The organism is Pseudomonas baetica, from assembly GCF_051216495.1.
Classification (GTDB): domain Bacteria; phylum Pseudomonadota; class Gammaproteobacteria; order Pseudomonadales; family Pseudomonadaceae; genus Aquipseudomonas; species Aquipseudomonas baetica_B.
Map to the genome: position 1 here is coordinate 24,584 of NZ_JBPKAM010000009.1, position 24,569 is coordinate 49,152.

The window sequence follows — 24,569 nt, forward strand, 5'->3', positions numbered from 1 at the left end:
TCTACGCAACGAGGGATGCATCCGTCTTCGCCTGCTTCTGCAGCAAAAAACCGACGACCTTGCCGCCGATGGCCAGCAGGTCGGCAGGGTCCATGCCGGCAGCTTCAGGGGCGGTGATGCCAGGCGAGCTGATGCGCGGGATGACCTTGATCAGGCTGGCCACGTCGAGGTTCAGCAGCTCGGCCAGGTGAATGCCACGCAGCTCACCCGCGCAAGGTTTGCGCAGCGTGACGGTGCTGATGAGTTGATCGCCGCGCCGGATAGGGGTATCGAGCTCAACGGTGTTCTCGTCGCGCTTGCTCTCTTCAGAGGCGGTAACGGCGGGTTTTGCGGTTTCAGGTGTAGGCATGGGGTTCTCCAGGAGGTGAGGTGCGCCCTCGATCGAGGGCCATTCGAATTAGATGCCCAGGGCTTTGCGCTGGGCTTCGAGCATGTCGACGCCGTCGACCATCTCAATGAAGTTGAGCAGGTCGATTTCGATGATGACCTCACCGTCGACGATCAGTTTGTAGTAGCTGCAGGTGGTGGTCATGCCGTGCTCGGTGTCTTCACCGGGCTGGGCATCGCCCATTTCGATGGTCTCGTGACGGCCACGCACAACGATTTCCACGCTGCTCATTTCTTCGGTGTCGTCCTGCTGGAAAGCACCGGTAAAGCGCAGGAGCACGCCGGACGCCTTGACCATGCCGAACTGGCGCAGCGAGATCAGATCAAGGCCGCCGGTTTTCCATTCCAGCTGAATGCCGTCGTCGGAGAAGCCCAGGTCTGCCTTGACCGGGCCGTTCATACCGCCACCGCGATAGGCCTCCATCTTGCGACCGAGGGAGGGCAAGGTGACGGACTTGGCGACGGCCAGGTAGCTGCTACCGTCGTTGAAAAGGTTCATGTTCTTGAGTTTGCGGGGCAGGGCCATGGCGGTGTTCTCCGGTCGGCTGGCGCAGGGTTACCTCCCCGTGAGGGGAGGCCCGGGTTAGCTGTTGAGGCGGCTGGCAAAGTCGACCAGGTAACGGTCGGTGATGCGCTGACGCAGGGTGAGGTCTTCCAGCGGCGGCACGGGGGTGTAGTCGTAGTCGATGTACAACTTGCCGGCCTTGAGCGTGGTTTCGTTGTTGATGTCGTCGGGGAACCAGGCGCTGCCGCCGATCAGGTAACCGCCGGCAATCAACTCGCGGAACTTGTCGTTGATGCTTTCGAGCATGTCGCGCACCAGCGAGGGGTGCATGGGTTTGTCCATGGCCCACATTTGCGCGTTGGCCATGGTATCGGCCAGCACCTGGGCGGTGCGGGTGTAGTTCTCGAAGGCAAACAACGGATCGTCGCTGCAGGTGCGACTGCCCCAGAAGCGATAGCCGCCCTCGTTAATCAGGGTGGTGACCTCGTTGCCGTTGAGGTAGTTGGCATCGGTGGCCGGGTTCTGCAGATCCCAGAACACGTCGGCGCTGATGCCTGTGACGCCATTGACGGCGACGTTGGACAGGGTTTTGTGCCAGCCCACTTCCTGGTCGATCTTGGCGCGCAATCCCAGCGCACGGGCCACGGCCGGAGCGGTGACGGTGGTGCTGGTGACGGTGCTCCAGTTCTGGAAGTCCGGCCAGATGACCATGACTTCGCGGGCGCCGAAGTTCTCGCGATAGGCCGTCGCTTCTTCCTTGGTCTGGCAATCCGACGCGCTGACATAAGCGAAGGCGCGCAGCTGCTGGGCGATCGCCACCAGGGCGGTGGCCACGGGAAGGGCGTCGAGACCTGGCACACCGAGAATGCGTGGGGTGACCTGCAGGCGCGATTTGGCCGCGAGCAGGGCTTTCATGCCGGTGTACTTGCCGGCGGCGGTGGTGGTGCCGATCAGGTTGCTGGTGGTCGCGGCGTCATCGACACCAGTGGCGACGCGCACCACGACGATGACCGGTTTGGTCTGGTCGGCAATCGCCTGCAGGCTGGCAGCCAGCGTGCCTTGGGTACCAGCTTTACCAATGGCGGCTTGTACGTTGGTGATCAGGACAGGGGTGTCCAGGGGGAACATCGCGACATCGGCGTCTTCGGCAGTACAGACCAGGCCGATGACAGCGGTGGAAACGGTGCGAATGGGGCGCGTGCCCTCGTTGATTTCGAGGACTCGCACGCCGTGATGGTATTCGTCGGCCATGGGGTTTGCCTGCGCAGTGGTGGAAAGACACTGCACAGGCTGCCGCGCGCGCGCCGGATGAGCGAGCGCGGGGAGTTGTAGCAACTGGCGCTACAGGTTGTGACGTGGTCCTTACTCAAACAACCAGGAGGGTGCTACCGGGCGGTGATCGATAAGAGGGAACTCGCCATTTTCCGGCCAGTCGCGCAACTGTCGGCGATACACCTGCAACGCGCTGTATTGCTCGACCGTGAGTGTCATAGCTGCACCTTCCTCCAACTCGTCACGGTGCCGGGTTACATCTCCGTCCGTGGCGGCAAGTTTGGCGTCACGCCAGGTGCGCTCGATCGCGGCGGCTTCCTCCGGAGTCAGCGGCGGCGGATCAATCAGCACCGGTGCGCCATTCGCATCCACCCCAATACGCTTGCCAGCAGTTTGCCCATCTAGCAGTGCCGCATGTTCTTCGACGGTAATTTCTATGCCGCCGTTGTCACGCCCCATGAACAGGAATCGCTGGTCCTGATCTACCCATTTAGCCCAGATCGTCATGCGGCGACTCCTTTTGCAATGTAGTGGCAGAGAGTAGATGCGAGGTTGCAGCGGGCATTGAATCCCGAAACAGAGGCCGAGTCATGCCATGCCGAAACTACAGCGGTTGAGGTGCTAGCCGGGGTTATCACCACCTGATGTATCGCGCCAAACCCTTGAGGAAAAGTGATGCTCACTGGCGCTCCAGGAGTAGGGCTGGACGTAAATGTCCCGCGGCATTCTTGATGACCACCCGGCAGCTTCTGATAGCCATTTGTGCTTTGCAATGAGGCGAAAACCCCGGAGCTCCCCTGATAGGCGAACATTGCGGAGCCTCCCGTGCAAACCCATCCGAACGAAGTGGCCAGCAACGTCAACGTGTCGCCCAAATTAACGTAGATGGAGGTCATTGCAGAGTTTGGACTGGTCGCCCAAATCGTATCGGTGCCTTGCCGTGACAAGGTAATGGGCGACGACATGGCGGAGAACGTAAGGGTTGATCCAAAGGGAACGCTCGACAAAAGTGGCAATGTTGCGCTGGTCGTCCCTGCGCCTGCATAAAGCAAAGAATTAACCATGGCCGGAGTAATAACTTGTCCGGGGGTCAGACTGTAGACCGTGCGACGTAGCGCACCCGCTGCCTCGTTCACAAACTTGCAGGTGGCGAACGAATCGTTGTCAGTGAATTTCGGCTGAGTGAGCCAGTTTGCACCGGCCATTACCGCCGCATACTTGAGGGCCATGGACCCGCCCCGCAAGCGCCAGGCGCCCGCGACCTTAACGAACTCGACGTTATCCCCCATACCCAATACGACAGGAATCACTGCCCCCATCGGAGACGCCAACACATCTAATCCAGCTGCCAGAACAGTGACGGCGCCGGACCCAGCGTTCACCACCTCAACCGTCGCCCCATCAGGCACCCCGGCGGTAGGTGGCAACGTGATGTTGATCGGTGTAGCGGATGCACCAGCGACAACGCCGCCAATGCTTGATGCGCCCAACACGGTGCTGGCCGTCAGTGGTGCGAAACCCGAATACTCGACGCCCATCCGCTTTGCAAAGGCGGTGTTCACCAGCCTGAGCGAGTTGTCGAACTGGGGCGGGGTCAGTGCCGTTGGGGCGCCCAAAAAGGCCGGGGAGCTGATCGGCGCATAGCCCTGAGTGACGTCCTGAAACGTCAGGGCCGTTGCGCCCAGGACAATCACCCCATCCGTGACCAGTTGCCAACGAGAGTCGGCCAGCGTAGTGCCCTGCTCAACCGATACCACCAGCGCCGAGGTGACCTCGGCATTGGTGTCGGCATCCGGTGCCCGCGTCCAGACTGCCGCTGCCGCGAGGTAAATGCCATTGTCCTTGGCCACGGCCTGGTTTTTTACCAGCACGCGGTCACCGGCAGCGAGGGCCACACCGTCCACCGTCTGAAGTCCGGCCAACGCGATGTTGGCCGTGGTCGCGACCCTTACCGATTGCTTGTTGTCGAGCTTGTTCAGCTCTTCCAGAACTTTCGTGTCGACGTAGGCGCGGGTGGCGAGCACCACACTGGGATCGATCTTCAGTTCAACGTTGCTGGAGTTGCTGACGATCAAGTTCATCCGCACGACCTGCGTGCGGCCAGAGCCTTGTGCCAGCAGTGGCTTGAATGACGGCGCGCAGTTGGCGATGGCGACCAGGTCGCCGTCAGCGTCATACAGGCCGATTTCACGAATCCACCAGCCGCCCACGTCTTCAGGGATGACCTGTTCGGCAACGATGATTGCGCTGTTGGTGGGGTCAACCTTGAGCTGATTGAGCGGGGCACGACGACGCTCATTGATCAGTGCGGTCTGCGCGGCTGACGGAATAGGGTCCGTTTCATTGGCATCGCCGACGCCCATCTGGGTGATCTTCCAGGCGATGCCCAGGGCATTGGCGTTGGCCTGCTTGGCGGTTCCGATGGTGGTCAGGATGGCTAAAAACTGAGAGTTCTGGTCGATCATGGGTATACATCCAGAGTGTCGATGGTGTGGTCGCGGCCGCCCCGGCCAATGACACCGGTGACTTCGATGTCGCGCTGAGTGGGCGGGTACACGGTGATTTCGTCGCCCTCGTAGATCGCGGCACCCACGTAGAGTCGACCGGTGGTTTCGAGGCTGATGGCCAGGCCTGTCAGGTGTCGGCTGCGGGGTTTGGCGTCATCAATGAGGAACGTCAGTTCCTGGTACATCTCATCGGTGATGCCGGTTTCCAGCACCCCGACCTTCAGGGCGAAGGTCCCGGGTACCCCTTCGGGGACGGCCTGCCACCACTCCATCACCTCGATCAGGTAACCCAATGGCTCGACGACTCGGCGCAGGGCGCCGATGGTGCCCTTGTGCGAGTGGATGTAAAACGACGCACGAATGGCGGCCCGCTTGGTGGCTTCCGTCCACTTGCTGTCCCAGCGATCCACGGAAAAGGCCCAGGCCAGATATGGCAGAAACTCCACCGGACACAGCATGGGGTTCCACAGCAGGCGCAGCGGAATGGGCGTGCGCTGAATTTGCGCCAATGCTTCGGCAGCCAGGCGTTCCAGCTGGCTGGCATTGCGCGGCAACAGCGATACGGCGCCCATTAATCAATCCCCTGCGTTAGGGTGATCCCGGTGCAGTACGGTGCCTGGTAGGGCGTGGCGGTGATATCGATCCAGCCGTCCAGCTCGACCTTGCGCACGCCTTCGACGTGCAGCGCGGCGTGAATGGCTGACTCGGAAACTTCCATGGCCAGTCGGCGGCGCTGATTCACATAGGCCAGCAAGCGCTGGTTGGCCGTGGCCAGGATGGGCTCGGACTCGGGACCGTTGGTTTTCAGGTACAGGCGGGCATTGACCTGGTACTGCAGGACGACCGCGCTCTGCACGGTCAGGCGATCCGCCACGGGGCGGCGATCGTCGTCGCTGAGGTAGGCTTCGACGATGTTGAGCAAGGTCGCATCCGCGCTGCCATTGCCCAACAGGGATTGCACGGTGACCACTACCACGGCAGGGCTTGGGCTTTCCGCCGTGGCATCGGCCACCCGCCCGTCAGCTGCGCGGGCGTGGAAGATGTAGCTGTTGCGTGGGCCGGCGGTGCTGAGGCCTTCGAACGCCATCTGCGCACGTTCGCGCAAGCTGTCGTAGCTCTCCAGAATTTCGGGGATCGGCGGCACGGCCAAAGGATTGCCGGCCTGGACCAGCAGGCGCTCGACGTTGTAGTTGGCGGCCAGGTTCTCCAGATCGGCGCCCTGGGCGAGCGCGAGCATGTTGGCCACAGAGCCTTCGTTGACACGCTGACGCCAGATGGTTTCGCGGTAGGCATTTTCCTCGAGCAGCTTGGTCAGCGGCTCCGACTCCAGCTCGAGGCGGGCGGCGATTTCCGCTTGTTGCTCCACGGGCCAAAGGCTGATGGCATAGGCCTTGCGCTCGGCCAGGATCAACTCAAAGTCAATTTGCTCAACGATCTGTGGTGGCGGGAGCTGACTGAGATCGATTGGGACAAAAGTGTTCATACGCTAGCCCCCAGTTGCAGCGGAATACTCAGGTTGTGTTGCTGGTTGCTGTCGACTTCGGTGCCTTCCAGTTCCAGTACGACCCGTCCTTGCAGGCTGACGCCGCTGAACTGCACACGGCTGAGGCTGATCCGCGGTTCCCAGCGCAGCAAGGCCATGGCGGTGGCGGCATAAACGCGCAGTCGCGTGGCATCGTTGAAGGGGTGGTCCACCAGCTCGGGCAACAAACTGCCGTACTCACGGCGCATCACGCGGGTGCCGATGCGCGTGGTCAGGATGTCGCCAATGGACTGGATGATGCTGTCCTGGTCATTGATGGCGCCGCCGGTGTCTCTGTTCATTCCGGTTTCCCCGTTTTGCCGCCGCCAGTCATTACTCCGCCATGCGGGTGATTGACCAGGCTGATGCCGGCCGCGACGACATCTACCGAGACGGTGACCTTTCCGGTGACGTGCTGATTGCCGGTCTGGGTGTAGTCGCCCTCATGGGTGATCGGGCCGACAATGTGAATGCCACCCTGACTGATCAGCTCAGTGGTACCGGCTTCGGGCAGGACTGCACGCAGGTGATGGGCGATGCTGTCGTATTCGATGACGGCGCCGTCGCGGTAGGTGCGGCGGTGCAGGCCTTCACGGTCGCCGTTGGCGGCGTGCTCTTCACTGAAAAGTCCACCGAGGGCCACGCCATTGGCAAGCTGCCCGGACGGACTGAACAGAATGACCTGCTCGTTTACGGTGGGTGGGTCCCAGTCCTTGTCCAGACCGGCACGCAGGGCGATCCATGGCAGCCAGGCGGTGAGCAGATCGCCGGTTTTTACGCGCACGCGCGGCGGCGCCATCTGAACTTCGGCTACGGTGCCGAAGCGGATGAGGTTTTCCAGCAGGCGGGAGAGGGCGGCGATATTGGTCATGCCGCCGATGGTGGCGCCACGCGCACGCGAGCGCAGCCGGGGGAACTTGTAGCGCGGGTGGTTACAGGGTCAGGTGGGCCAGCAGGGTGTCGCGGATCAATTCGAGATCGGCATCGGTGAAGCCCAGCACTTCCCGCTGGTCGTAGCGCACATCCGGGGCACCCCGTTCGGCGCGGTCCTTCAGACCGTACTGGTGCACGCGGGCGATGCGGGCAATCCGCCCGGTGAAACCGACGCTGACCAGGTTGCTGTCGCCCCGGGCTTTGAGGTAACTCGCGGTGCGCAGCTTGCGGAACATCTTCAGTTTGCGCTGGATGCGGCCTTGTTTGCCGCGCAGGTCGCGCTGCTTTCGCGGGGCGTACTGGCTGCCGTCCGGGTTGCGTTGGGCGGTGACCCGCTGTTGCTGGCTGCGGCGCAGCTGCTGCGCAATGGTTCGGGCCAGGGACGTGCGGGCTGCCGGCTCGATACGGTGCAGCAGCAGGCCGGCCCAGTCCTCCAAGGCTTGCAGGTCACTCATTGGCGGGGCGCTGCGGATGCGGGCTGGCCAACGCCACGGCATCGGTCGGTTGTGGCGCCGGCCATTCGGCGAGCAGAACGCCGTCGGCAAATACCTGGATCGGGCCTTCGATCTGCTCGTAGGGCGTGTACTGCGGCTCGGCCGCATGTTTGACGGTGAAGGTGCCATCGTCCTGTTTCTTTACGATGACGCGCTCGGTCAACGGCAGGCTGAGGCTCATGTCGACCTTGCTGTGGTCGATGACATCGGCTTCGAACTTGATGCCCTCGGCGGACTTGTCCAGGTTGACCAGCAGCTCCGACTGATTCACGCGCAGCCAGCCCAGCAGCGGCAGCATCACGCTGTCGGGATGGCCGGCGAAGTCGGTCAGGATGATCTGCAGGTCGTAGGCATATTCGAAGGACAGGCCGGCAGCCCCGGTGCAGCGGATCTTGCCGTTGTCGATGAAGATCAACAGGCGGTCGGGGTTGTGCTTGAGTTCGGGTATGGCAGCCAGCAGATGGGCTCGGAGACTATCGGGTTTGTTCATGGGGTCACCGGCGGTGGTTTCAGCTGTGGTTCTTGATTCTGCGCACACTGCAGCAGTTCAAGCAGATCAAACAAGGTGGCATCACGCCAGCGTGTGGCGTATTCCACTGGGCCGCCAGGCGGTGGCGGTATGCGCGGGTAGCATCTGCGGGGGGCGCGGACCTCGACGGTGATGATAAGTCTGCCGAACAATCCCTTACGCCACCCGGTTCGCCCTGTGAGGCGTAGCGATTCAAGATTATTGAATTTCATTGGAGGCCTTCTGCTGGTGTTGGTAAACCATATCGACCTGGGCGGCGCAGTCCGCCCAAGCGGCCTCAGCGCGGTCCTGATCGGTGAGCAGTGCGCCGTTACTGTCCGGTCCCGTCGCCGGCAGGCGGCACGGCACCACGGCCGGACAGCCACTGACGATAAGCGTCGGCGCCGGTGAGGGCGGGGCGCTCGCGCAGCCGGCGAGCAGCATCAGGCAGAGGCTGGTCAGCCCAAATCCGAAGTTCTGAGTTTTCACGTTTCAATGCCTCGATCGTTCGTTCACGGTTGGCCAGACCCTGGCGCAGTTGATCCTGCTGAGCACGCAGACTGGCCTGCGTCTCGCGCTCCCGTTGTAGCGTGTCGCGCAGAGTGTTCGCGGTAGCCAGATTGCGATCAGCCTCGCCCCGGGCAGCCTTGAGGTCTTTTTCTGCCAGCTCGGTGTTCTTATCGGCGATCGCTATGCGCTGTTCCTGGCCCCAAATCAGCAAAGCCAGGGCGCCGAGCAAGGCGAGGCCATACAGCGCCTGACGCAGCGTGCTCATGCGCGGTACCAGCCGAGCTTGTTCATGTCGCCGACATCCAGCTGCTGCACCGGGCCGCGAATGATGATGACTTTGCGGCCCGGCATTAGGACGAATAGCGCGTTGATCAGCAGTTCCATGTCGTGCTGATCGCTGTCCTCTGGCACCACCAGCAGATCGCCGTCCTGTACGTTCAAGCGTTTCACTGCGTCGATGTCGATCATGGTGACTCCTTGACGGACCAAAGGTCAGAAAACGTCCAGCAGGCTGATAACCCAAGTGAGCATCCCGATCCGAATCACCAGTCCGATCAAGTCTTCGGAGCGATGAACCGGTTGGGTGCGCGGGTAGGCGCCGGCAAGGTAACGACTGTTTACGACAATGCCGATGACATGCATCACGAGCATCACGATCAGAAAGGTTTTCATGCGGCCTCCTTATCGCATCCACAGGCGGTATGCCGCTGGTAGGCGCGCTCCAACTTGATGTCGTACAGATTGCGTTGGTAATCGGGGCCGTTGTAACCCTTGGCAAACACAGCCCATTTCTTGGCCTTGAGCGCCTTCAGCAGTGCCGGATCGGCCTCAAGGAAGCGCACGAAGGCTTCGAACTGCTCGTTTTCGTCCTTGGCCATGCGGGCGGCAAAGTCCTGCACGCTGGAGTAGCCCAGGCGTACAGCGTGATAGCCCATGATCTGGAAGGCACCCCAGCTGGCCGACTCCAGCGCGCAGGTATCATCGATGAGCCGGGCTTGGGCCAGTCGTTGGTGTTCGGCAGTACCGCCGGCATATCCCCCTTCACGCGGGTTGACCAGGTTGGGTTGAGTGGTGGCCAAGTCATCGGCGTGGGCCTGCAGCGCAACCACGTCGTCTTCCGGGGTGCGCGGGTGGGCGAGCTGGCGGTACATGATGTGCCGCTCGTAGAGAATCTTGGGCTTGCCGTTGTCCAGGAAGCCTTTGCCGAGGCTTTCCACCTCGTTGACGGCCATCACGGCAGCCAGTTCGACGCCCAAGCGCTTGGCAGCGGCGACTAGGGAGGTCCTGCACAGCAACTGGCTGCAGTCGGCGCCGGCTAGAGCCGCTTGGGTCTTGGCGCCGGCAACGCCATCGTCGACCAAGCCGACCTTGCGCTGGTAGGCGCGGACGGCCTTCTCGGTTTCGTCGCCGTAGGCGCCGTCCAGGAACAAGCCGGCACCGTGCTGGTTGAGTTGCTGCTGCAGACGGCGAACATCCTGGTTGCGATCGCCATGGCGAAGGGTCGTCATACTTGGTCCACCTTGCGCTTGAAGAATTGATTGGCCAGCGCCCGGGTGCCTTCAACACCGAGCAGCCCAATGACACCGCCGAAGAACGGACCGGTCGATGCGGGAATCCCCAGCAGGGACAGGCCGTGGCTGCCGGCCAGAGCGAGGGCGCCGCACAACGGGGCCTCCAGCGCGACGCGGCGCAGGGTGCCGCCGCCGTAAATAATCCGCAGCGCCGCAATGACAGCGGCGAGGCCGCCGGCATAGAGGGCGGGCCAGTTTTGTTCGAGCCAGCTAGCGAGCCAGGCCCAGGTGTCCGGTTTGTCAGGCATGCGCTTCATTCCGCTGTCCAGGGTTGAGGGTGGGAAGCTGGCGAATATCCAGAGAGGGGACGCGTTGAGTCAGTCCCATAGATTCACCATCTGTCGTTGTTCTGCTTGGGGGGCCACCTCCGGCAACTGCACTGGGGTGCCGTGCGGCAGGGTCGTGCCGAGGTCAGCCAGCCCGGGATTGGCATCCAGCACGGCCTCGGTGACGCCTGCGGTGCGGCCGTAGTGGCGCCAGCAAATGGCGTCGACGGTGTCGCCTTGGTTGGCGATCACGGCGGGCATCACAGCAGCTCCACTGTGGTGTGGCTGATCCCAAGGAGGCTGCGCAGTGCTTTGCGCGAGTCGCGGCGCAGTTGGTCGGCGCTGCATTCTTCCTCGGTGACCTTCTTCTCGCCGCTATTGGTGGCATCAAAACTGCTGTAGCGCTCCACCAGCTCAGCCAGCGCACTGCAATAAATGACGCGGCGGTAGAGGTGCAGCAGCTGGCTTTCGCCTTTGATTTGCTCGGCTGGCACGTCGGCCAAAGTGGCAAAGCCCAGGGCCTGCTGGGCAGCCCGGTAGCCTGCAAGCTCCCGGTTTGCCTCGATCATGGCGTTGACAGTCGCGACCTCTAGACGATCGTCAGTGACGGCATCAGTGATACGCATGGCGGCGCGCAAATGCTGGCCGTCAATCTCTGGCCAGAAGGTGCCGTTGCCGATCGGGAAGGCGGTCGTTGGAATGCCGCCGGCAATGAATCCGCTCATGCTTGTCGCTCGAATAGGTCGGCGGTGGTCGGGACTTCACAGCTGGGCCGAGGAGAAAAACCCGCTGATCCGCCCCGAGCCGCCGGGTGCGTGGGACGCTCGTTTAACTGGCTGGGCCAGTGTGTTTCTTGAGGAGGCGCTCAGCGCGCTCCAGGTCTTTCTTGCCACCGCAGCTGCTGTGCAACTCGATGGCTCGTTTGAGTAGATCGATGCCTGCTTGCAGCTGACCTGGTTGCCCAGGCTTCACGTCGTCGATGCCTTCCAAGGTGGCGCGGCCGAGGGCAAGGACCAGCTTGGCGCGGGCTTCGTCCGGCATGTCCTGCTCTTCGGTCAGCACAGCGGTACTGGTGAGGATCTCCAGTGGGAAGGTGCCGCCGGCCTTTTGAGCTTTAAGTGCGGCCGTGGCCACTTCTTCGGCCACCAGGCAGCCGGTGGTGCGATTGAATCGGTCCGGCATCATCAGGCCGTGCTTCAGTACGTACTCAGCGACCTGCAATCCACCAGCAAAGTCGCTGGCATCGAAACGCCAGACCATGATGGTGGTGATCACGTCGTCCTGGGCGCCCTGACCAGCCGAGAGCACGCCATCAACGTAGGGCACGTAATCGGGCAGCATCTCGGTCTTGAGCTTTGCCTTGCCCTCCTGGGATTGCACCTGTTTCAAGCGGAATTGGTCCTGCTGCAGTTTGGCCAGCATCACCTCGTAACCGGTGGCACCATCCATCATGGCGGCAGGGGCGGCGGCTGCCGCCTCCCGGGCTGCGCGCTTTTGCAACTGGTTGCGTTGGGCAAGGGTCAGGGCCATGGTTTACACCCGCTCGATGTTTTCGACCAAGGCGACGAGGCCGAGGTCTTCAACGACATAGGCGTCGTTGGAGGACTGATAGTCGGCGATGCGGTCGTACTCCGGCTCGTCCTTCAGGTGGCGACGGCGGGCGCTTTCCTGCCAGTAGATGGACAGGTTGGCCAGGGTGGTGACCAGCACGCCGCCCTCGATGAAGAACGGTGCATCTTCGATCTTCAGGCCGCCCAAGCGACCTTTGGTGATGACCTCGTCGGCGGCGTTCTCTTCCTGGTTGGAGGCTGCGCCTTTCTCGACAGCTGCCAACTGTTTGTCATGCAGCAGAGCGCGGTCGACGATTACCACCAGGTCAGTGCGCTTGCGGTGCCATGGATCCAGCATCTGGACGGCATCGAAGACCAGACCGTCGAGAGTCTTGTAGTCGCCGGTGGCGCCCACAGTGACTTTGCCCGGGGTGGCGCCCTCATCGAGCACACGCTCCGGAGCCCCAGTGCGGATTTTCTGCAACCACCCGATGTTGACGTCCTGAAGCAGTTGATTGGTTGCGCGGTCGGTTGCAGCTGCGGCGCTGGTACCGTTGAAGCCAATCATGATGCGGTCGAGGCCCTGTCGCTGAGCGATGGAGTTGGCCAGGCGCACCTGGAAGTCGGGGAACTTGGCCCAGGCATCCAGCAGTTGATAGGGGAAGGAAGTGTCGAAGTCCGTTTTTTTGCAGCTGTAGCTGTCTTTTTTCAGGTCAGCCACGTTCGCTGGGTTGCGGCGGTTACCGCCAGCGGTGTTGGTGCGGCTGGCGGTCGGACCGTTCACGCCCAGGGCAATGGCATCGCCTTCCTGGTCGTTGACGCCGATGATGTTGATGCGCTTGAGGAAGTCGCTGGACTCCTGAACTGCAGTCTCAAGCTTTTGCTGGACGGAAGGGGTGACGCTGAAGCTCTCGGCAGCGTTGGGCACGCCGTTGAGTTTGGCGATGTGAGCCAGCATTCCGTTGTATACGAGGCGAGTTTCGTTACGCATTGGTGATTCTCCGGTGATCGGTCGGGCGGTTTAGAAGGCGGACAGCACGGCACCATCGCCACCAGTCGCGGCCGGTCGTTGCTTGTGGCTGTGGTCTTCGGTTTCACCCAGGCGCTTGACCAAGTCGGCGAACTCTTTTTCGAGTTTCTCGAACTTGGTTTGCAATTCCTGGCGGACTTTCTGTTCAGCAGCAAAGGCGTCGGCCTGTTCGCTGCCATGCGTGGCCAGGCTTTCGATCAACTCGCCCAAGGCGGCGAAGTTGGCGGCATCCTTGCCTTCTTTGTCCTTGCTCATGCCGAGGAGCTCGCCAACCTTCTCTTTCAGAGAGGCGAACATGCCGGGGGTGTCGGCGAACTCTTCGAATTCCAGTGCGGTTTCTTCCGCCGCAGTGAACAGGTTGTCCTTGTCCTTTTTGCGGTTGGTCAAGGTGCCGTGTTGAGCGCTGAAAGACAGCGCTTCGGTGCCCAGGCTCGCGGGGGTGTCGGTGATGGCGAGGCCGACCAGGTAGGCCTTGCCGCTGTCGGCGAACTTCGGTTGAACCTCGATCGAGGTGTAAACCTTCTGACCTGCCTTGTTCAGGGCGAGCAGCGCGGCGTTGGGTTCGAGTTGACCGAACAGGGCCAGCTTCTTGATGCCGGCAATCTCGACCTCTTCAGCCTTGAGCGCCAGAACGTCACCGTAGGCGCCGAACTCACCACCTGGCCAGTAACCCTTGATGTGTTCGCAGTTGATCCGCGCACCGTAGGTGTTTGGGCTGTAGGTGCTGGCCATGTCCTCGATCCAGCTGCGCTCAATGTTGCGTCCGTCAGTGGTGGCGCCTTCAACGGCGATACGGGTCCATTTGGAACGGTACTTCTTGGCTGGGGTTTCGGTCTTGCCGGCCATGCTGGGAGTCCTCATTGCGGTGGCGTTGTGCCTGGCGATGAGGGCATGGTCGGCATCGCGCGATGGCGCGGCAACGTGGGGGAGTTGTAGCGGGACGGCTTACAGGCCGCGGTGTTAGGGCCGCACGCGCGCGAACGGCAGCATCTGCGCCATGAACGCTATCGTCGAACTACCCACTGATCACCGCCGGCATGCCAAGCACCTGTATTGGCAGGGATACCGTGTGTGCGAGATTGCCGAGCTGATCGGCGAGAAGGAAAAGACCCTTCACAGTTGGAAAGCTCGCGACGAATGGGACCGGGCTACACCGCTCGAACGTATCCAGGCGGCCACTGAGGCCCGTCTGGTGCAGCTGATTCTCAAGGACCCCAAGTCCGGCGCGGACTACAAGGAAATCGACCTGCTCCACCGGCAATTGGAGCGGCAGTCCAGAATTCAGCGCTACCAGGACGGCGGTACCGAGACAGACCTCAACCCTGAACTGGCCAAGCGAAACGCCGGGGAGAAGCGTAAGCCCAAGCGCAACGATATCCCAGAGGAAGCCGTCGAGAAGTTGATCGAGGCGTTTCTTGATGGTTGCTTCGATTACCAGAAGGACTGGTACCGCGCGGGCAATCAGCGCACCCGAGCCATTCTGAAAAGCCGTCAGATCGGCGCGACCTACTACTTCGCCCGGGAGGCGTTGATCGATGCGCTGACCACCGGTCGCAACCAGATATTCCTGTCCGCCAGCAAGGCGCAGGCCCACATTTTCAAGGCCTACATCCAAGCCTTCGCCCGAGAGGTGGTGGAGGTTGATCTCACCGGTGACCCGATCATTCTGCCGAACGGCGCCGAGCTGCATTTCCTCGGTACCAACGCTAGGACCGCCCAGGGCTATCACGGTAACTTCTACTTCGACGAATTCTTCTGGACCTTCAAGTTCAATGAGTTGAACAAGGTCGCCTCCGGCATGGCGATGCAGAAACAATACCGCCGGACGTACTTCTCGACGCCCAGTTCGATGGCGCATGAGGCATACACCTTCTGGACCGGGGAACGTTTCAACAAGGGCAAGCCGACCGCCCAGCAATTGAAACTGGATGTCAGCCACGACGCTCTGCAGCAGGGCAAGCTCTGCGACGACCGGATCTGGCGTCAGATCGTCACCATCCTGGACGCGGAGGAAAGGGGCTGCGACCTGTTCGATATCGACGAGCTGCGACTCGAGTACGACGCGGCGGCGTTCCAGAATCTGCTGATGTGCCAGTTTGTCGACGACGGCGCGAGCATCTTCCCCCTGAACATGCTGCAGCCGTGCATGGTGGACAGTTGGTCGATCTGGACGGACTACCAGCCCTTTGCTGCCAGACCCTTCGCTGACCGGCAGGTCTGGGTGGGGTATGACCCGGCAGAGTCGGGCGACACCGCCGGCCTGATCGTGGTTGCGCCGCCATTGGTGCCGGGTGGCAAGTTCCGCGTGCTGGAGCGACACCAGTTCCGTGGGATGGACTTCGCCGCTCAGGCCGAGACGATTCGCCAAGTCACACGCCGCTATTGGGTCACCTACATCGGTATTGACACTACCGGCCTCGGCAGCGCCGTGGCGCAGCTGGTGCGTCAATTCTTCCCCGCGTTGCGGACGTTCTCCTACAGCCCCGAGGTCAAGACCCGTCTGGTGATGAAGGCTTGGGACGTGATCAGCAAGGGGCGGCTGGAGTTTGATGCCGGCTGGACAGACTTGGCCCAGTCGCTGATGGCCATCCGCAAGACCGTCACCGCAGGTGGGCGCCAGTTCACCTACACCGCCGGACGAACTGACAACACCGGCCACGCCGATCTGGCGTGGGCACTCTTTCATGCATTGCACAACGAGCCGCTGGAGGGTCAGACCGTGGCCAACAGCGGCCTAATGGAGTTTTTCTGATGAGCAGCCCCCAGGAACAGCCGACCACGTCGCAACCAACCGAAGGTGAACTCCTGGTCAAAACCGGGGGCGGCCCGTCGATGGCATTCACCTTCGGCGATCCGGTACCGGTGCTCGATGGCAGGGAGATACTCGACTATCTGGAGTGCTGGTCCAACGGCCGCTGGTACGAACCACCGGTCCCGCTGGATGGCTTGGCGAAATCCTCGAAAGCGAGTGTTTACCTGCAGTCGGGCCTGATCTTCAAGCGCAACGCATTGGCCCGCACGTTCATTCCGCACCGACTGCTGAGCCGGCAGGCCTTCGAGCAAATCGTCATGGATTGGGGATGGTCGGGAAATCTCTATCTGGAGAAGCGCGACAACATGCTCCGGCAGGCCATGGGCCTGAAACCCTGCCTGGCGAAGTACATGCGCCGAGGCGTCGACCTGGACACCTACTACCAGGTGAAGGGCTGGCAGGACGAGCACGAATTCAAGTCCGGGAGTGTGTGCCACCTTCGGGTGGCGGACATCAACCAGGAAATCTACGGGCTGCCTGAGTGGCTGCCGGCTCTGCAGAGCGCGTTGCTCAATGAAAGCGCCACGCTGTTCCGCCGCAAGTATTACCAGAACGGCAGTCACGCCGGTTTCATCCTCTATATGACCGACGCCGCGCAGAACGAGGATTTCGTCACCGACCTTCGCGATGCAATGAAGAGCAGCAAAGGCCCGGGCAACTTTCGCAACCTGTTCATGTACGCCCCGAATGGGAAGAAGGACGGCATTCAGTTGATCCCGATCAGCGAGGTCGCCGCGAAGGACGACTTCGGTGCGATCAAGAACATCAGCCGTGATGATCAGCTCGCCATGCTGAGGATTCCGCCTCAACTGATGGGCGTGGTTCCACAAAACGCTGGGGGGTTTGGATCGATCCGCGATGCGGCTCAGGTCTGGGCTGTCAACGAGCTGGAGCCGGAGCAAGCCAGGTTGCTGCAAATCAATGACTGGCTGGGAGAGGAGGTGGTGAGCTTCCGGCCGTATGAGGTACCGGCGCAAGGGTGAAACCCCCTGCGCAGTGAACGAGGCGTCGGGCTGGTGCGTCAACACCAGCCCGACGTCGAAACGCTCGAGCTAGCCGAGTGATCCAACCGAGGCCTCGCCCCTCTGCGCAGGGGGTGCGAAGCCTAAGCGAATCCGTAGACAGAGACAAGGATCACTTATGTCGCAACCTATTTTCCCCTGGATGGGCGGCAAACGCCGCATGGCAAAACACATTCTCCCTGAGTTCCCTGAGCACGAATGCTATGTCGAGCCGTTCTGCGGTGGCGCAGCATTGTTCTTCATGAAAGAGCAGAGTCATGTGGAAGTAATCAACGACTACGATGGTGAAGTGGTCAACCTGTACCGTGTGGTGGCGCATCACCTGGAGGAGTTGGTCCGGCAATTTCGCTGGTCGCTGGTCAGCCGTAAGATGTTCGAGTGGACCAACATGCAGATCCCGGAAACGCTGACTGACATCCAGCGGGCGGCGCGGTTTTTCTACCTGCAGCAGCAATGCTTTGGCGCCAAGCCCACTGGTCGCACCTTCGGTACCGCGACCACTTCGCCGCCCAGGCTGAATCTGTTGCGAATCGAGGAGAAGCTCAGCGAGGCGCACCTGCGGTTGGCTCGGACCACCATCGAGCACCTCGACTGGAAAGAATGCATCCGCCGGTACGATCGCCCGCACACCCTGTTCTATCTCGATCCGCCTTACTGGGAAACGGCAGGGTACGCACCTGGTGGCTTCAACTTCGAACAGTTCCAGGTAATGGCTGAGCTGGCTGCATCGATCAAGGGCCACATGGTCATCTCAATCAACGACCACCCGAAGATCCGTGAGGTGTTCTCGGGGCTTCGCCTGAAGGAAGTGCCATTTCGGCATATGGTTGGGGGGCAGGGCGGCAAGCAGGTCAACGAGCTGATCTACTTCAACTGGTAACAATCGCACCAACGAAAAAGCCGCCCTTGAGGCGGCTTTTTTTGGCTCCGTGCACACGAAAGTTTTGTCCCTTTCAGATATGCAAGGCCCCAGCAAACACTAGCATTTCGACGGGTCAATAGCCAGTTTCAAGGCCGGTTCGATCAGGTATTTCAGGGGGATCGATCGGTGCGGTGCTCGGCTGATGCGCGATTGGCGGCGAGGGTGGCATGTCCAGGGTGGTGTCCGTTCTGCGGACACTCCGGCTGCTGGCACCTCGGTCTGCACCTGGCGCGCGCAGTCGTCCCCCCGCCACGCCTGCGGGCTAAATGTGTCGTTTTTTCTGCACTCCCTGCAGGTGCTGCGACGCGGGCCTGGCTGGGCTTGTTCTGGCATTGATGGGGGCGAAAAAGCCTGCGAATCCCTGCACGGGTGGGCTGTTTTGAGAGGCTGGCTGGAGCGCGATCTGGGGCGATTCTGAGAGGTGGCTCGGGAAAAGGGTTAGTTTTTGAAAAGGCGTGTCCGGAGGGCATGGAAGGCCCGTATTTATTGGGCTTGAGGACTAACTTTGGAGGGTTAGTTATGGTTAGGTTTGAGGTTAGTAAATCGTAAAGTATTGATTTATAAGGGATTTACTTATTGGTTTTTTAACATCTATAAAGGTTAGTAAATAACCCAGTGCTAACCAAAACCTAACCTACGGCAGTTGTCGCAAAGCCGCGCAGCACAAGGCTTTCAGGGCAGTCAGTCAAAAACTAACCGTCCTAACCGTTTTCCGATGGGTCAACATGAAAAGCCAAAAGCGTCTAGGGTGAGGGCGCTGGCACAGGTTCGTCAGATGTTGCGCACTCACGCTGGTGCGCAAACGCTTCCAGATTTCAGTAACTGTCACCAAAACTGTCACCAGTTCTACGCAACGTCGCCTCGATACCGCTGGAAGCCTTGAAAATAGTGGAGCGGGTGAAGGGAATCGAACCCTCGTTATCAGCTTGGGAAGCTGGAGTAATGCCATTATACGACACCCGCTTGGAGCGGCTGACTTTGTACCAGATGTGGCCGTGGAAATGAAGTTTTTCTTTGTGGCCGATGGCTCTAGCGTCGAATGTATCACTCGCGATGGTCGTTCGCGGGCAAGCCTCGCTCCTACAGGAATGCGCTTAACACTGTAGAGCGGGGCTTGCTCGCGATGACGCTGTTTCAGATGGCCAATGCATGGTGGTCCTGGACGTAGTTAAAACGCGGTCGGCTTTCATGCTGTGCCGGCTTCAGGAACCCCATCAGTGCGTTGCGGCTGTCTCGGCAGGCGGCTTTGTGCTCCAGGTCGAGGAAGTGGCCGGTGGCCTGCAGGGTGCTGAACGTGCCGTGTTGTACATGGTTGGCGAACAGCCGGGCGTCTTCGGCGGCGGTGTATTCGTCCCATTCGCCGTTCATGAACAGCACCGGTACATTGATTTTCTTTGCCGCGTTCAGGTAGCACTGCCGATCACTGTGCAGCACATCGTTGATGTGGAAGTGCATCTGCCCGTACTCATGCTCGGCCAGGGAGCTGACATGCCGGTAGTTGAAACGCTTGAACAACGACGGCAAGTGTTTGCCGATGGTGTCGTTCACCAGATGCCCGACCCGGTCGCCGTCGCGGCTGCCGAGGTAATCCACACCGCGCTCGAGGTAATCGAGCATGTGGGCGTTGATGATCGGAGAGAACGAACTGATCACCGCTTTTTCGATGCGTCGTGGCCGTTGCGACAGCGCGACCATGGTCGCGGCGCCACCCCAGGAAAAAGACAGCACGTGTTCGGCGGCGAAGTGGTCGATCAGCTCCAGGAGGATCTGCCCTTCGATTTCCTTGGTCAGCATTTTCTCATGCAGGTTGTGGGCTTTTGACTTGCCCGCGTAGGGCTGGTCGTAGCAGACCACATTGAAATGCGGGTAGAGGTTTTTCACGGTTTGGGCAAACGACGCAGTCGTGGCCATCGAGCCGTTGACCAGAATAATGGTCTTCTCTGCGGCGTCTGCGCGATAGAACTCCGTGTAAACCCGGTACTGACCCTGTATATCCAGCACAGCGATTTCTGGCCTCATGTCATAAGACTCCTGGCAAGCGGGTATGCGCGCAAAAGAGATTGCACGAGCTTTGTGACAGGTAGGCATATGCCTTGGAATTTGCAGGCCCATGTCGATCCAATGCAGTCCGGTCGACGGGTATTGTTATTGGCGGGCAGTCTGCCGGGTGAGGCCGGAACCCATGGGTTCCTACCGGCAAAAAGTTTCTTAGAAGTTTGTCGTGACTCGTCGGTCACATTTCGGCCGACGTCCTGATTCAAGCAGGGGTCACATCATTGCGCAAGTGCCGTTGGTAAATTGTTCTACAACTTTCTGCTGAGCGGTCGTTGGCTTAGATCAGAGCGATCTCTTCATCGCTGAGTGGGCGGTATTCGCCCGGCTTCAGCGAGTCGTCGAGTACCAGCGGGCCCATGCGTTCGCGGTGCAGGCGCAGCACCTTGTTGTCGAAGTGACCGAACATGCGCTTCACCTGATGGTAACGGCCTTCGACGATGCTCAAGCGTGCCGATTTCGGCCCCAGCAGCTCTAGCCCGGCCGGTTGGGTGGTCAGGTCTTCGAACGCGAAGTACAGGCCTTCGGTGAACTTGATCGCGTATTCCGGGCCGATGTCTTGTTCGGTTTCGACGTAATAGACCTTTGGCAATTTGGTCTGCGGCTGGGTCAGGCGTCTTGACCAACTGCCGTCGTTGGTGATCAGCATCAGGCCGGTGGTGTTGAAATCCAGGCGACCGGCGATGTGCAATTCGTCCTTGTCCGGTTCATGGATCAGGTCGAGCACGGTGGGGTGCTGTGGGTCGCGGGTGGCGCTGACGCATCCGGCGGGTTTTTACAGCATGAAGTGGCGCAGCGGCTTGCCGGCTTGCAAGACCTCGTCATCGACTTCGACGCGGCTGAACTCGCGGACGTCGGCATGGGGATCGCTGACAATCGTTCCGTCGATCCTGACGCGCTTTTCCACCAGCAACAGGCGCACCTGCTTGCGGTTGAAGCGGGGCAGGTTGCTGAGGAAACGGTCGACGCGCATGACTCAAAAATCGGTGAGGAAAGGGGCGCGCATCTTACTTGATCGGCTGGGTCGCTGCTTGCAGCTGTGCATCGACTTCGGCACAGCGCGGGCACAGGCAGGAGGCATTGCGCAGCTCGGCGGGGAGCGCTTCGAGCACGGCGGGGTCGATGCTGACGCTGTAGCACCAGCACGCCCGGTCGGCGGTTCGAGGATCGGCCAGGGCGCAATCGTTTGATGCGCCGCAGGCCGGGCAGAGGTCAGGCCGGTTCTGAGGGATAGGCATAGCTGGAGTGAGGCATTTCCACGCAGGTTCGGTTGCGGCCACTTTGTTTGGCCCGATACATCGCATGATCGGCCCGCGACAGCAAAGTGTGCAAGGTGTCGTCGGTTTGAAGGGTGGTCAGGCCGATGCTGACCGTCAGATGCAAGCTATTGCCGTTGTAGGCATAAAGCTGCTCTTGCACATGCTGGCGAATTTTCTCGGCAATCATCAGACCTGTCTCACCGTCAGTGTCCTTGAGCAACACGATGAACTCTTCACCGCCCCAGCGGCAGACAATGTCGGAATGACGCAGGCAGCTCTCCAGGTCGCGGGCGAAGCCGATCAGCACCTGATCGCCGGCCAGGTGACCGTAGGTGTCGTTCAGGGCCTTGAAGTGGTCCAGGTCCAGCAGCAGCGCGGTCAGTGGCTTGGGCTCGCGCTGGGCCTCATGCATGGCTTGCGCGGCCAGCAGGTCGAAGCCGCGTCGGTTGGGCAACTCGGTCAGGCTGTCGAGGGTGGCCTGGGCCTGGATCCGGCTTTGATACCGCTTGATCACCCGGTTGAGCAGGGTCAGCACGATCAGGGTGACCACCAGGCAGATCAGCAGGTTGAGGTAGAGCGAGCGGCGGATGTCGCTGAGGTCGCCGTCTTCGCGTTTGTCGACGAACAAATACCAGTTCAGTTCCGGAATGAAGCGCACGTTGAGGAAATGCCCCTGGCCCTCGCCTGAATATTCGTAGCTGCCGCTGTGGGGCTTGGGCAACTGGCTGACCAGGTTTTTCATGGTGGTCAGTTCACCCAGGGTTTGCCCGGCCACTGCACCGTCCGGCCCGCCTTCGGCGCCGGTCAGCACCAGGCGTCCGAAGGTGTCGACGAAGTACACGCTGCGCTGGTAGCGCTGCTGGTATTTGTCGATCAGCTTGATCACGGCGTCGACCGTCAGCCCAACCCCTGCGACGCCAATGAACCGGTCGTTGTAGTCGTAAACCTTGTAGTTGATGAAAACCGTCAGGTTGTCTTGGTTGGCCAGGTCCGGATCGACGTTGATCTCGTAGGGGGCTTTCATATCGCGCACGCGAAAGTACCAGGTATCGCGTGGTTCCGTGGCCTTGACCTGTTTGAGGACGCCTTTGGCGTGGTAGTAGGTCAGGCTTTGGTTGGAGACGAAGAAGGCGGTGTAGGCGCCGTAGTGGGTCATGACCTCGTTGAGGTAGCGGGTCATCTGCTCAGTGTCGCGTTCGCCGTTGACCACCCAGTCGCGCATGAACGTATCGCGGGCCATCATCGAAGAAATCAGGATCGGTCTGACAAGGTCTTTCTGGATTTCCGAGTAGACAGTGTCCGATGTCAGCGGCAGTTCGGTGTTGACGATGTTGTCGCGGATCGACGCCCGCGAGGCGTAGTAGCTGAGAAAGGAAGTGGCCAGGAAACCTGCGCCCAGCAATGCGACCAGCGTGAGTACCAACGAACGTTGAGAGTACAGCGGCGAGCGAAGCGGCATGGCAATTCCATTGGCAATGATCCGATGGCAAGCATTCTAGTGGTAACGGCCGGGAAATAGCTGCTCCATGTGCACCGCGAATGATCCTGGATTGTGCCTGGACCTTGTGGGAGCGAGCCTGCTCGCGAAAACGGTGTATCAGGCGCCATCATTGGTGAATGTGCTGACGCCTTCGCGAGCAGGCTCGCTCCCACAGGTTCTGGGTTAACCCAGGGTTTTCAGGTACGCGCGCCATCCACCCAAATGGCTGATGTTAACTGCCCCCTCCAACCCATACGCCTCGCAAATGAACCCGCTCTCCCAGCGCCCATCCGCCAGTTGCACCTTGCCCAGTCCGAGCGGCGCGGGGATGCCGGCCAGGAACGAACCCAACTCGCTGCTCGGCAGATCCCACACTTCCACGGCAATCGCCACGCCGCCTTCTTTCACCCGCACCATGCCTGGACGAAAGGGCGGGCCGCCCGCCAGGGCGTAGAGTTGATAGTCGGGTGAGCTGAAGGTCGTTTCAACCAGTCGCGCGCCACGCTGTTTGAGTTGCCAGTTCAACGTCAGACCATCCAGATGCGCGCCGCAGACCACCAGTCGCGCACGATCGTTGCGAGCGACAGCAGCAGGAGCAGGCATCGAGAGTCCTTGCAGAGCATCGGCCACGCTTAGCAGGTATTGATCGGTAAACGCCCGGCCAAACAACGTCACGCCCCAGGGTAAGTCGTTGTCCATGAAGCCGCTGGGTACCGCAACGGCGGCATAGTCGAGCAGGTTCATGAAGTTGGTGTAATAACCCAGTTCCGAATTGCGCTGCACCGGTTCAGCTTCCAGTTCAGCCAACGTGACAGGGCGGCCGATGGTCGGTGTAATCACGCAATCCAGACTCTCTAGCGCTTTGTCGCACAGGGCTTTCAACGCTTGAAGCCGGTATTGGGCGCGGAATGTTTGCACACCGCTTACTGTCGGTGCCTTGGCCAGCACCGCGCGAATCACCGGCAGCACGGCCTCGGGATTTTGCTCCATCAATTCACCGGCCACGCTGTAGCGCTCAGCCACCCACGACCCTTCGTAAAGCAATCGCGCTGCCTCCAGAAACGGCGACAGATCGAGTTCCACCGCTTCGCCGCCCAACGCTTTGAGGCGCTCGATGGCATCCTCGAACAGCGCCGGACCTTGGGTACAGCCGAAGAATTCCAGGTCTTGCGTCCTTGGCACGCCAAAGCGGAACGGGCGCACTGCACCGAACGCCGAGCCATCATTCCACAGCGGATTACTGCGGCTGTACTCATCCAGTGGATCCAGGCGTGCCGTGAGCGCGAGCAACTGGCTGGCTTCCCGGGCAGTGGCGGTGAACGTGGTCACGCAATCGAGCGTGCGACAGGCCGGCACCACGCCCGCCGTTGAGATCAAGCCTTTGGTGGCTTTCATCCCGACCAGATTGTTCAACGCCGCCGGCACCCGGCCTGAGCCTGCGGTGTCGGTGCCCAGGGCAAAACTCGCCACACCCAACGCGACCGCTAACGATGATCCTGCGCTGGAACCTCCCGACGGATACTCCGGCAGCACGCTGTTCGGGCAGGCGCCGTAGGGCGAGCGACTGCCATTGAGACCGGTGGCGAACTGGTCGAGGTTGGTCTTGCCCAATGGAATCGCACCGAGGGCCAGCAGTTGCTCGACGATGGTGGCCGAGCGCTGCGGCACGTAGGCAAACGCCGGACAGGCCGCCGTGGTGGGGATGCCCGCCAGGTCGATGTTGTCCTTGATCGCGAAGGGCACGCCGTACAGTGGCAGGCTTTCGATGTCGCGCAACTCGAGTGCGGCGAGGTACGGCTCCAGTTCCACGGCACTGAGCAAATGGATGAACAGGTGATAGTCCGGGTTCAGCGCAGCGGCTTTTTCCTGCAGGGTCGACAGCAGTTGGCGTGGCGTGGTCTGGCCGGTGCGATAGGCTGTACGCAGGGCATCAAGTTGCAGATTCATGGTGTTCGTCCTTTTCAAAT

28 protein-coding genes, 1 tRNA gene and 2 pseudogenes are annotated in these 24,569 nt (G+C 60.9%); 3 read left to right on the forward strand and 28 right to left on the reverse strand.

What is annotated here, in order from left to right; all coding sequences use genetic code 11:
* Position 1: 1 nt before the first annotated feature.
* The 22 genes and pseudogenes from ACSFE6_RS05720 to ACSFE6_RS05825 all read right to left on the reverse strand — a co-directional run bounded on the left by ACSFE6_RS05720 (position 2) and on the right by ACSFE6_RS05825 (position 13,901).
* Complete coding sequence (locus ACSFE6_RS05720; protein WP_435426690.1) at positions 2-349, reverse strand: phage tail assembly protein; 348 nt, start codon at positions 347-349, stop codon at positions 2-4.
* Positions 350-397: 48 nt separating this feature from the next.
* Entirely contained in the window at positions 398-913 is a 516-nt protein-coding gene (locus ACSFE6_RS05725) for a phage major tail tube protein (protein WP_435426691.1), read from the reverse strand.
* 57 nt (positions 914-970) lie between these two features.
* Positions 971-2,143 (reverse strand): phage tail sheath protein, encoded by a 1,173-nt coding sequence (locus tag ACSFE6_RS05730; RefSeq protein WP_435426692.1) that lies wholly within the window; start codon positions 2,141-2,143, stop codon positions 971-973.
* Between the two features lie 111 nt (positions 2,144-2,254).
* Positions 2,255-2,671 (reverse strand): phage tail assembly chaperone, encoded by a 417-nt coding sequence (locus ACSFE6_RS05735; RefSeq protein WP_435426693.1) that lies wholly within the window; start codon positions 2,669-2,671, stop codon positions 2,255-2,257.
* A complete protein-coding gene (locus tag ACSFE6_RS05740) occupies positions 2,668-4,629 on the reverse strand; it encodes a phage tail protein (RefSeq protein ID WP_435426694.1) in 1,962 nt (653 codons plus the stop codon). The genes ACSFE6_RS05735 and ACSFE6_RS05740 overlap by 4 nt, the downstream gene beginning before the upstream one ends.
* The gene (locus ACSFE6_RS05745) at positions 4,626-5,243 is read right to left on the reverse strand and encodes a phage tail protein I (protein ID WP_435426695.1); all 618 of its coding nucleotides are present in this window, start codon (positions 5,241-5,243) and stop codon (positions 4,626-4,628) included. Before ACSFE6_RS05745 ends, ACSFE6_RS05740 begins: the two co-directional genes overlap by 4 nt.
* On the reverse strand, positions 5,243-6,154 hold the full coding sequence (locus ACSFE6_RS05750) for a baseplate assembly protein (protein WP_435426696.1): 912 nt from the start codon (positions 6,152-6,154) through the stop codon (positions 5,243-5,245). The genes ACSFE6_RS05745 and ACSFE6_RS05750 overlap by 1 nt, the downstream gene beginning before the upstream one ends.
* Positions 6,151-6,495 (reverse strand): GPW/gp25 family protein, encoded by a 345-nt coding sequence (locus ACSFE6_RS05755; RefSeq protein ID WP_435426697.1) that lies wholly within the window; start codon positions 6,493-6,495, stop codon positions 6,151-6,153. Before ACSFE6_RS05755 ends, ACSFE6_RS05750 begins: the two co-directional genes overlap by 4 nt.
* On the reverse strand, positions 6,492-7,064 hold the full coding sequence (locus ACSFE6_RS05760) for a phage baseplate assembly protein V (RefSeq protein WP_435426698.1): 573 nt from the start codon (positions 7,062-7,064) through the stop codon (positions 6,492-6,494). The genes ACSFE6_RS05755 and ACSFE6_RS05760 overlap by 4 nt, the downstream gene beginning before the upstream one ends.
* A gap of 61 nt (positions 7,065-7,125) precedes the next feature.
* On the reverse strand, positions 7,126-7,581 hold the full coding sequence (locus ACSFE6_RS05765; RefSeq protein ID WP_435426699.1) for a phage virion morphogenesis protein: 456 nt from the start codon (positions 7,579-7,581) through the stop codon (positions 7,126-7,128).
* Positions 7,574-8,110 (reverse strand): phage tail protein, encoded by a 537-nt coding sequence (locus ACSFE6_RS05770; protein ID WP_435426700.1) that lies wholly within the window; start codon positions 8,108-8,110, stop codon positions 7,574-7,576. The genes ACSFE6_RS05765 and ACSFE6_RS05770 overlap by 8 nt, the downstream gene beginning before the upstream one ends.
* A 237-nt stretch (positions 8,111-8,347) precedes the next feature.
* A pseudogene (gene lysC, locus ACSFE6_RS05775) lies at positions 8,348-8,542 on the reverse strand (Rz1-like lysis system protein LysC); the annotation flags it as partial.
* A complete protein-coding gene (lysB, locus tag ACSFE6_RS05780) occupies positions 8,460-8,903 on the reverse strand; it encodes an Rz-like lysis system protein LysB (protein WP_435426701.1) in 444 nt (147 codons plus the stop codon). The gene lysB and the pseudogene lysC, both read right to left, overlap by 83 nt.
* A complete protein-coding gene (locus tag ACSFE6_RS05785) occupies positions 8,900-9,106 on the reverse strand; it encodes a hypothetical protein (RefSeq protein ID WP_435426702.1) in 207 nt (68 codons plus the stop codon). Before ACSFE6_RS05785 ends, lysB begins: the two co-directional genes overlap by 4 nt.
* 24 nt (positions 9,107-9,130) lie before the next feature.
* On the reverse strand, positions 9,131-9,310 hold the full coding sequence (locus ACSFE6_RS05790; RefSeq protein WP_435426703.1) for a hypothetical protein: 180 nt from the start codon (positions 9,308-9,310) through the stop codon (positions 9,131-9,133).
* On the reverse strand, positions 9,307-10,146 hold the full coding sequence (locus ACSFE6_RS05795; protein WP_435426704.1) for an N-acetylmuramidase domain-containing protein: 840 nt from the start codon (positions 10,144-10,146) through the stop codon (positions 9,307-9,309). The genes ACSFE6_RS05790 and ACSFE6_RS05795 overlap by 4 nt, the downstream gene beginning before the upstream one ends.
* Positions 10,143-10,466, reverse strand: coding sequence for a phage holin, lambda family (locus tag ACSFE6_RS05800; protein WP_435426705.1), 324 nt, complete (start codon positions 10,464-10,466; stop codon positions 10,143-10,145). Before ACSFE6_RS05800 ends, ACSFE6_RS05795 begins: the two co-directional genes overlap by 4 nt.
* A gap of 60 nt (positions 10,467-10,526) precedes the next feature.
* Positions 10,527-10,736, reverse strand: coding sequence for a tail protein X (locus ACSFE6_RS05805; protein ID WP_435426706.1), 210 nt, complete (start codon positions 10,734-10,736; stop codon positions 10,527-10,529).
* Positions 10,736-11,200, reverse strand: coding sequence for a head completion/stabilization protein (locus ACSFE6_RS05810; RefSeq protein ID WP_435426707.1), 465 nt, complete (start codon positions 11,198-11,200; stop codon positions 10,736-10,738). Before ACSFE6_RS05810 ends, ACSFE6_RS05805 begins: the two co-directional genes overlap by 1 nt.
* A 103-nt stretch (positions 11,201-11,303) precedes the next feature.
* Positions 11,304-12,005: a phage terminase small subunit gene (gpM, locus tag ACSFE6_RS05815; protein WP_435426708.1), complete on the reverse strand. Its 702-nt coding sequence runs from the start codon at positions 12,003-12,005 to the stop codon at positions 11,304-11,306.
* Between the two features lie 3 nt (positions 12,006-12,008).
* Entirely contained in the window at positions 12,009-13,016 is a 1,008-nt protein-coding gene (locus ACSFE6_RS05820; protein ID WP_435426709.1) for a phage major capsid protein, P2 family, read from the reverse strand.
* A gap of 30 nt (positions 13,017-13,046) precedes the next feature.
* The gene (locus tag ACSFE6_RS05825) at positions 13,047-13,901 is read right to left on the reverse strand and encodes a GPO family capsid scaffolding protein (protein ID WP_435426710.1); all 855 of its coding nucleotides are present in this window, start codon (positions 13,899-13,901) and stop codon (positions 13,047-13,049) included.
* A 151-nt stretch (positions 13,902-14,052) separates the two neighbouring features.
* Here ACSFE6_RS05825 and ACSFE6_RS05830 point away from each other — a divergent pair, with 151 nt between their 5' ends.
* The 3 genes from ACSFE6_RS05830 (at position 14,053) to ACSFE6_RS05840 (ending at position 17,769) form a co-directional block, all read left to right on the forward strand.
* The gene (locus ACSFE6_RS05830; RefSeq protein WP_435426711.1) at positions 14,053-15,807 is read left to right on the forward strand and encodes a terminase ATPase subunit family protein; all 1,755 of its coding nucleotides are present in this window, start codon (positions 14,053-14,055) and stop codon (positions 15,805-15,807) included.
* Entirely contained in the window at positions 15,807-16,850 is a 1,044-nt protein-coding gene (locus ACSFE6_RS05835) for a phage portal protein (RefSeq protein ID WP_435426712.1), read from the forward strand. The genes ACSFE6_RS05830 and ACSFE6_RS05835 overlap by 1 nt, the downstream gene beginning before the upstream one ends.
* 157 nt (positions 16,851-17,007) lie before the next feature.
* Positions 17,008-17,769: a DNA adenine methylase gene (locus ACSFE6_RS05840; protein WP_435426713.1), complete on the forward strand. Its 762-nt coding sequence runs from the start codon at positions 17,008-17,010 to the stop codon at positions 17,767-17,769.
* A gap of 931 nt (positions 17,770-18,700) precedes the next feature.
* Here the strand turns inward: ACSFE6_RS05840 and ACSFE6_RS05845 are convergent.
* From ACSFE6_RS05845 to atzF, 6 genes and pseudogenes are all read right to left on the reverse strand, one after another.
* Positions 18,701-18,774 (reverse strand) — tRNA-Gly (locus ACSFE6_RS05845).
* Positions 18,775-18,945: 171 nt separating this feature from the next.
* On the reverse strand, positions 18,946-19,830 hold the full coding sequence (locus ACSFE6_RS05850; protein ID WP_435426714.1) for an alpha/beta fold hydrolase: 885 nt from the start codon (positions 19,828-19,830) through the stop codon (positions 18,946-18,948).
* Between the two features lie 313 nt (positions 19,831-20,143).
* Positions 20,144-20,836, reverse strand: a pseudogene (locus tag ACSFE6_RS05855) (pseudouridine synthase).
* 34 nt (positions 20,837-20,870) lie between these two features.
* The gene (locus ACSFE6_RS05860; protein ID WP_435426715.1) at positions 20,871-21,101 is read right to left on the reverse strand and encodes a cysteine-rich CWC family protein; all 231 of its coding nucleotides are present in this window, start codon (positions 21,099-21,101) and stop codon (positions 20,871-20,873) included.
* On the reverse strand, positions 21,076-22,581 hold the full coding sequence (locus tag ACSFE6_RS05865; protein WP_435426716.1) for a sensor domain-containing diguanylate cyclase: 1,506 nt from the start codon (positions 22,579-22,581) through the stop codon (positions 21,076-21,078). Before ACSFE6_RS05865 ends, ACSFE6_RS05860 begins: the two co-directional genes overlap by 26 nt.
* A gap of 204 nt (positions 22,582-22,785) precedes the next feature.
* A complete protein-coding gene (gene atzF, locus ACSFE6_RS05870) occupies positions 22,786-24,549 on the reverse strand; it encodes an allophanate hydrolase (protein ID WP_435426717.1) in 1,764 nt (587 codons plus the stop codon).
* Positions 24,550-24,569: the final 20 nt, after the last annotated feature.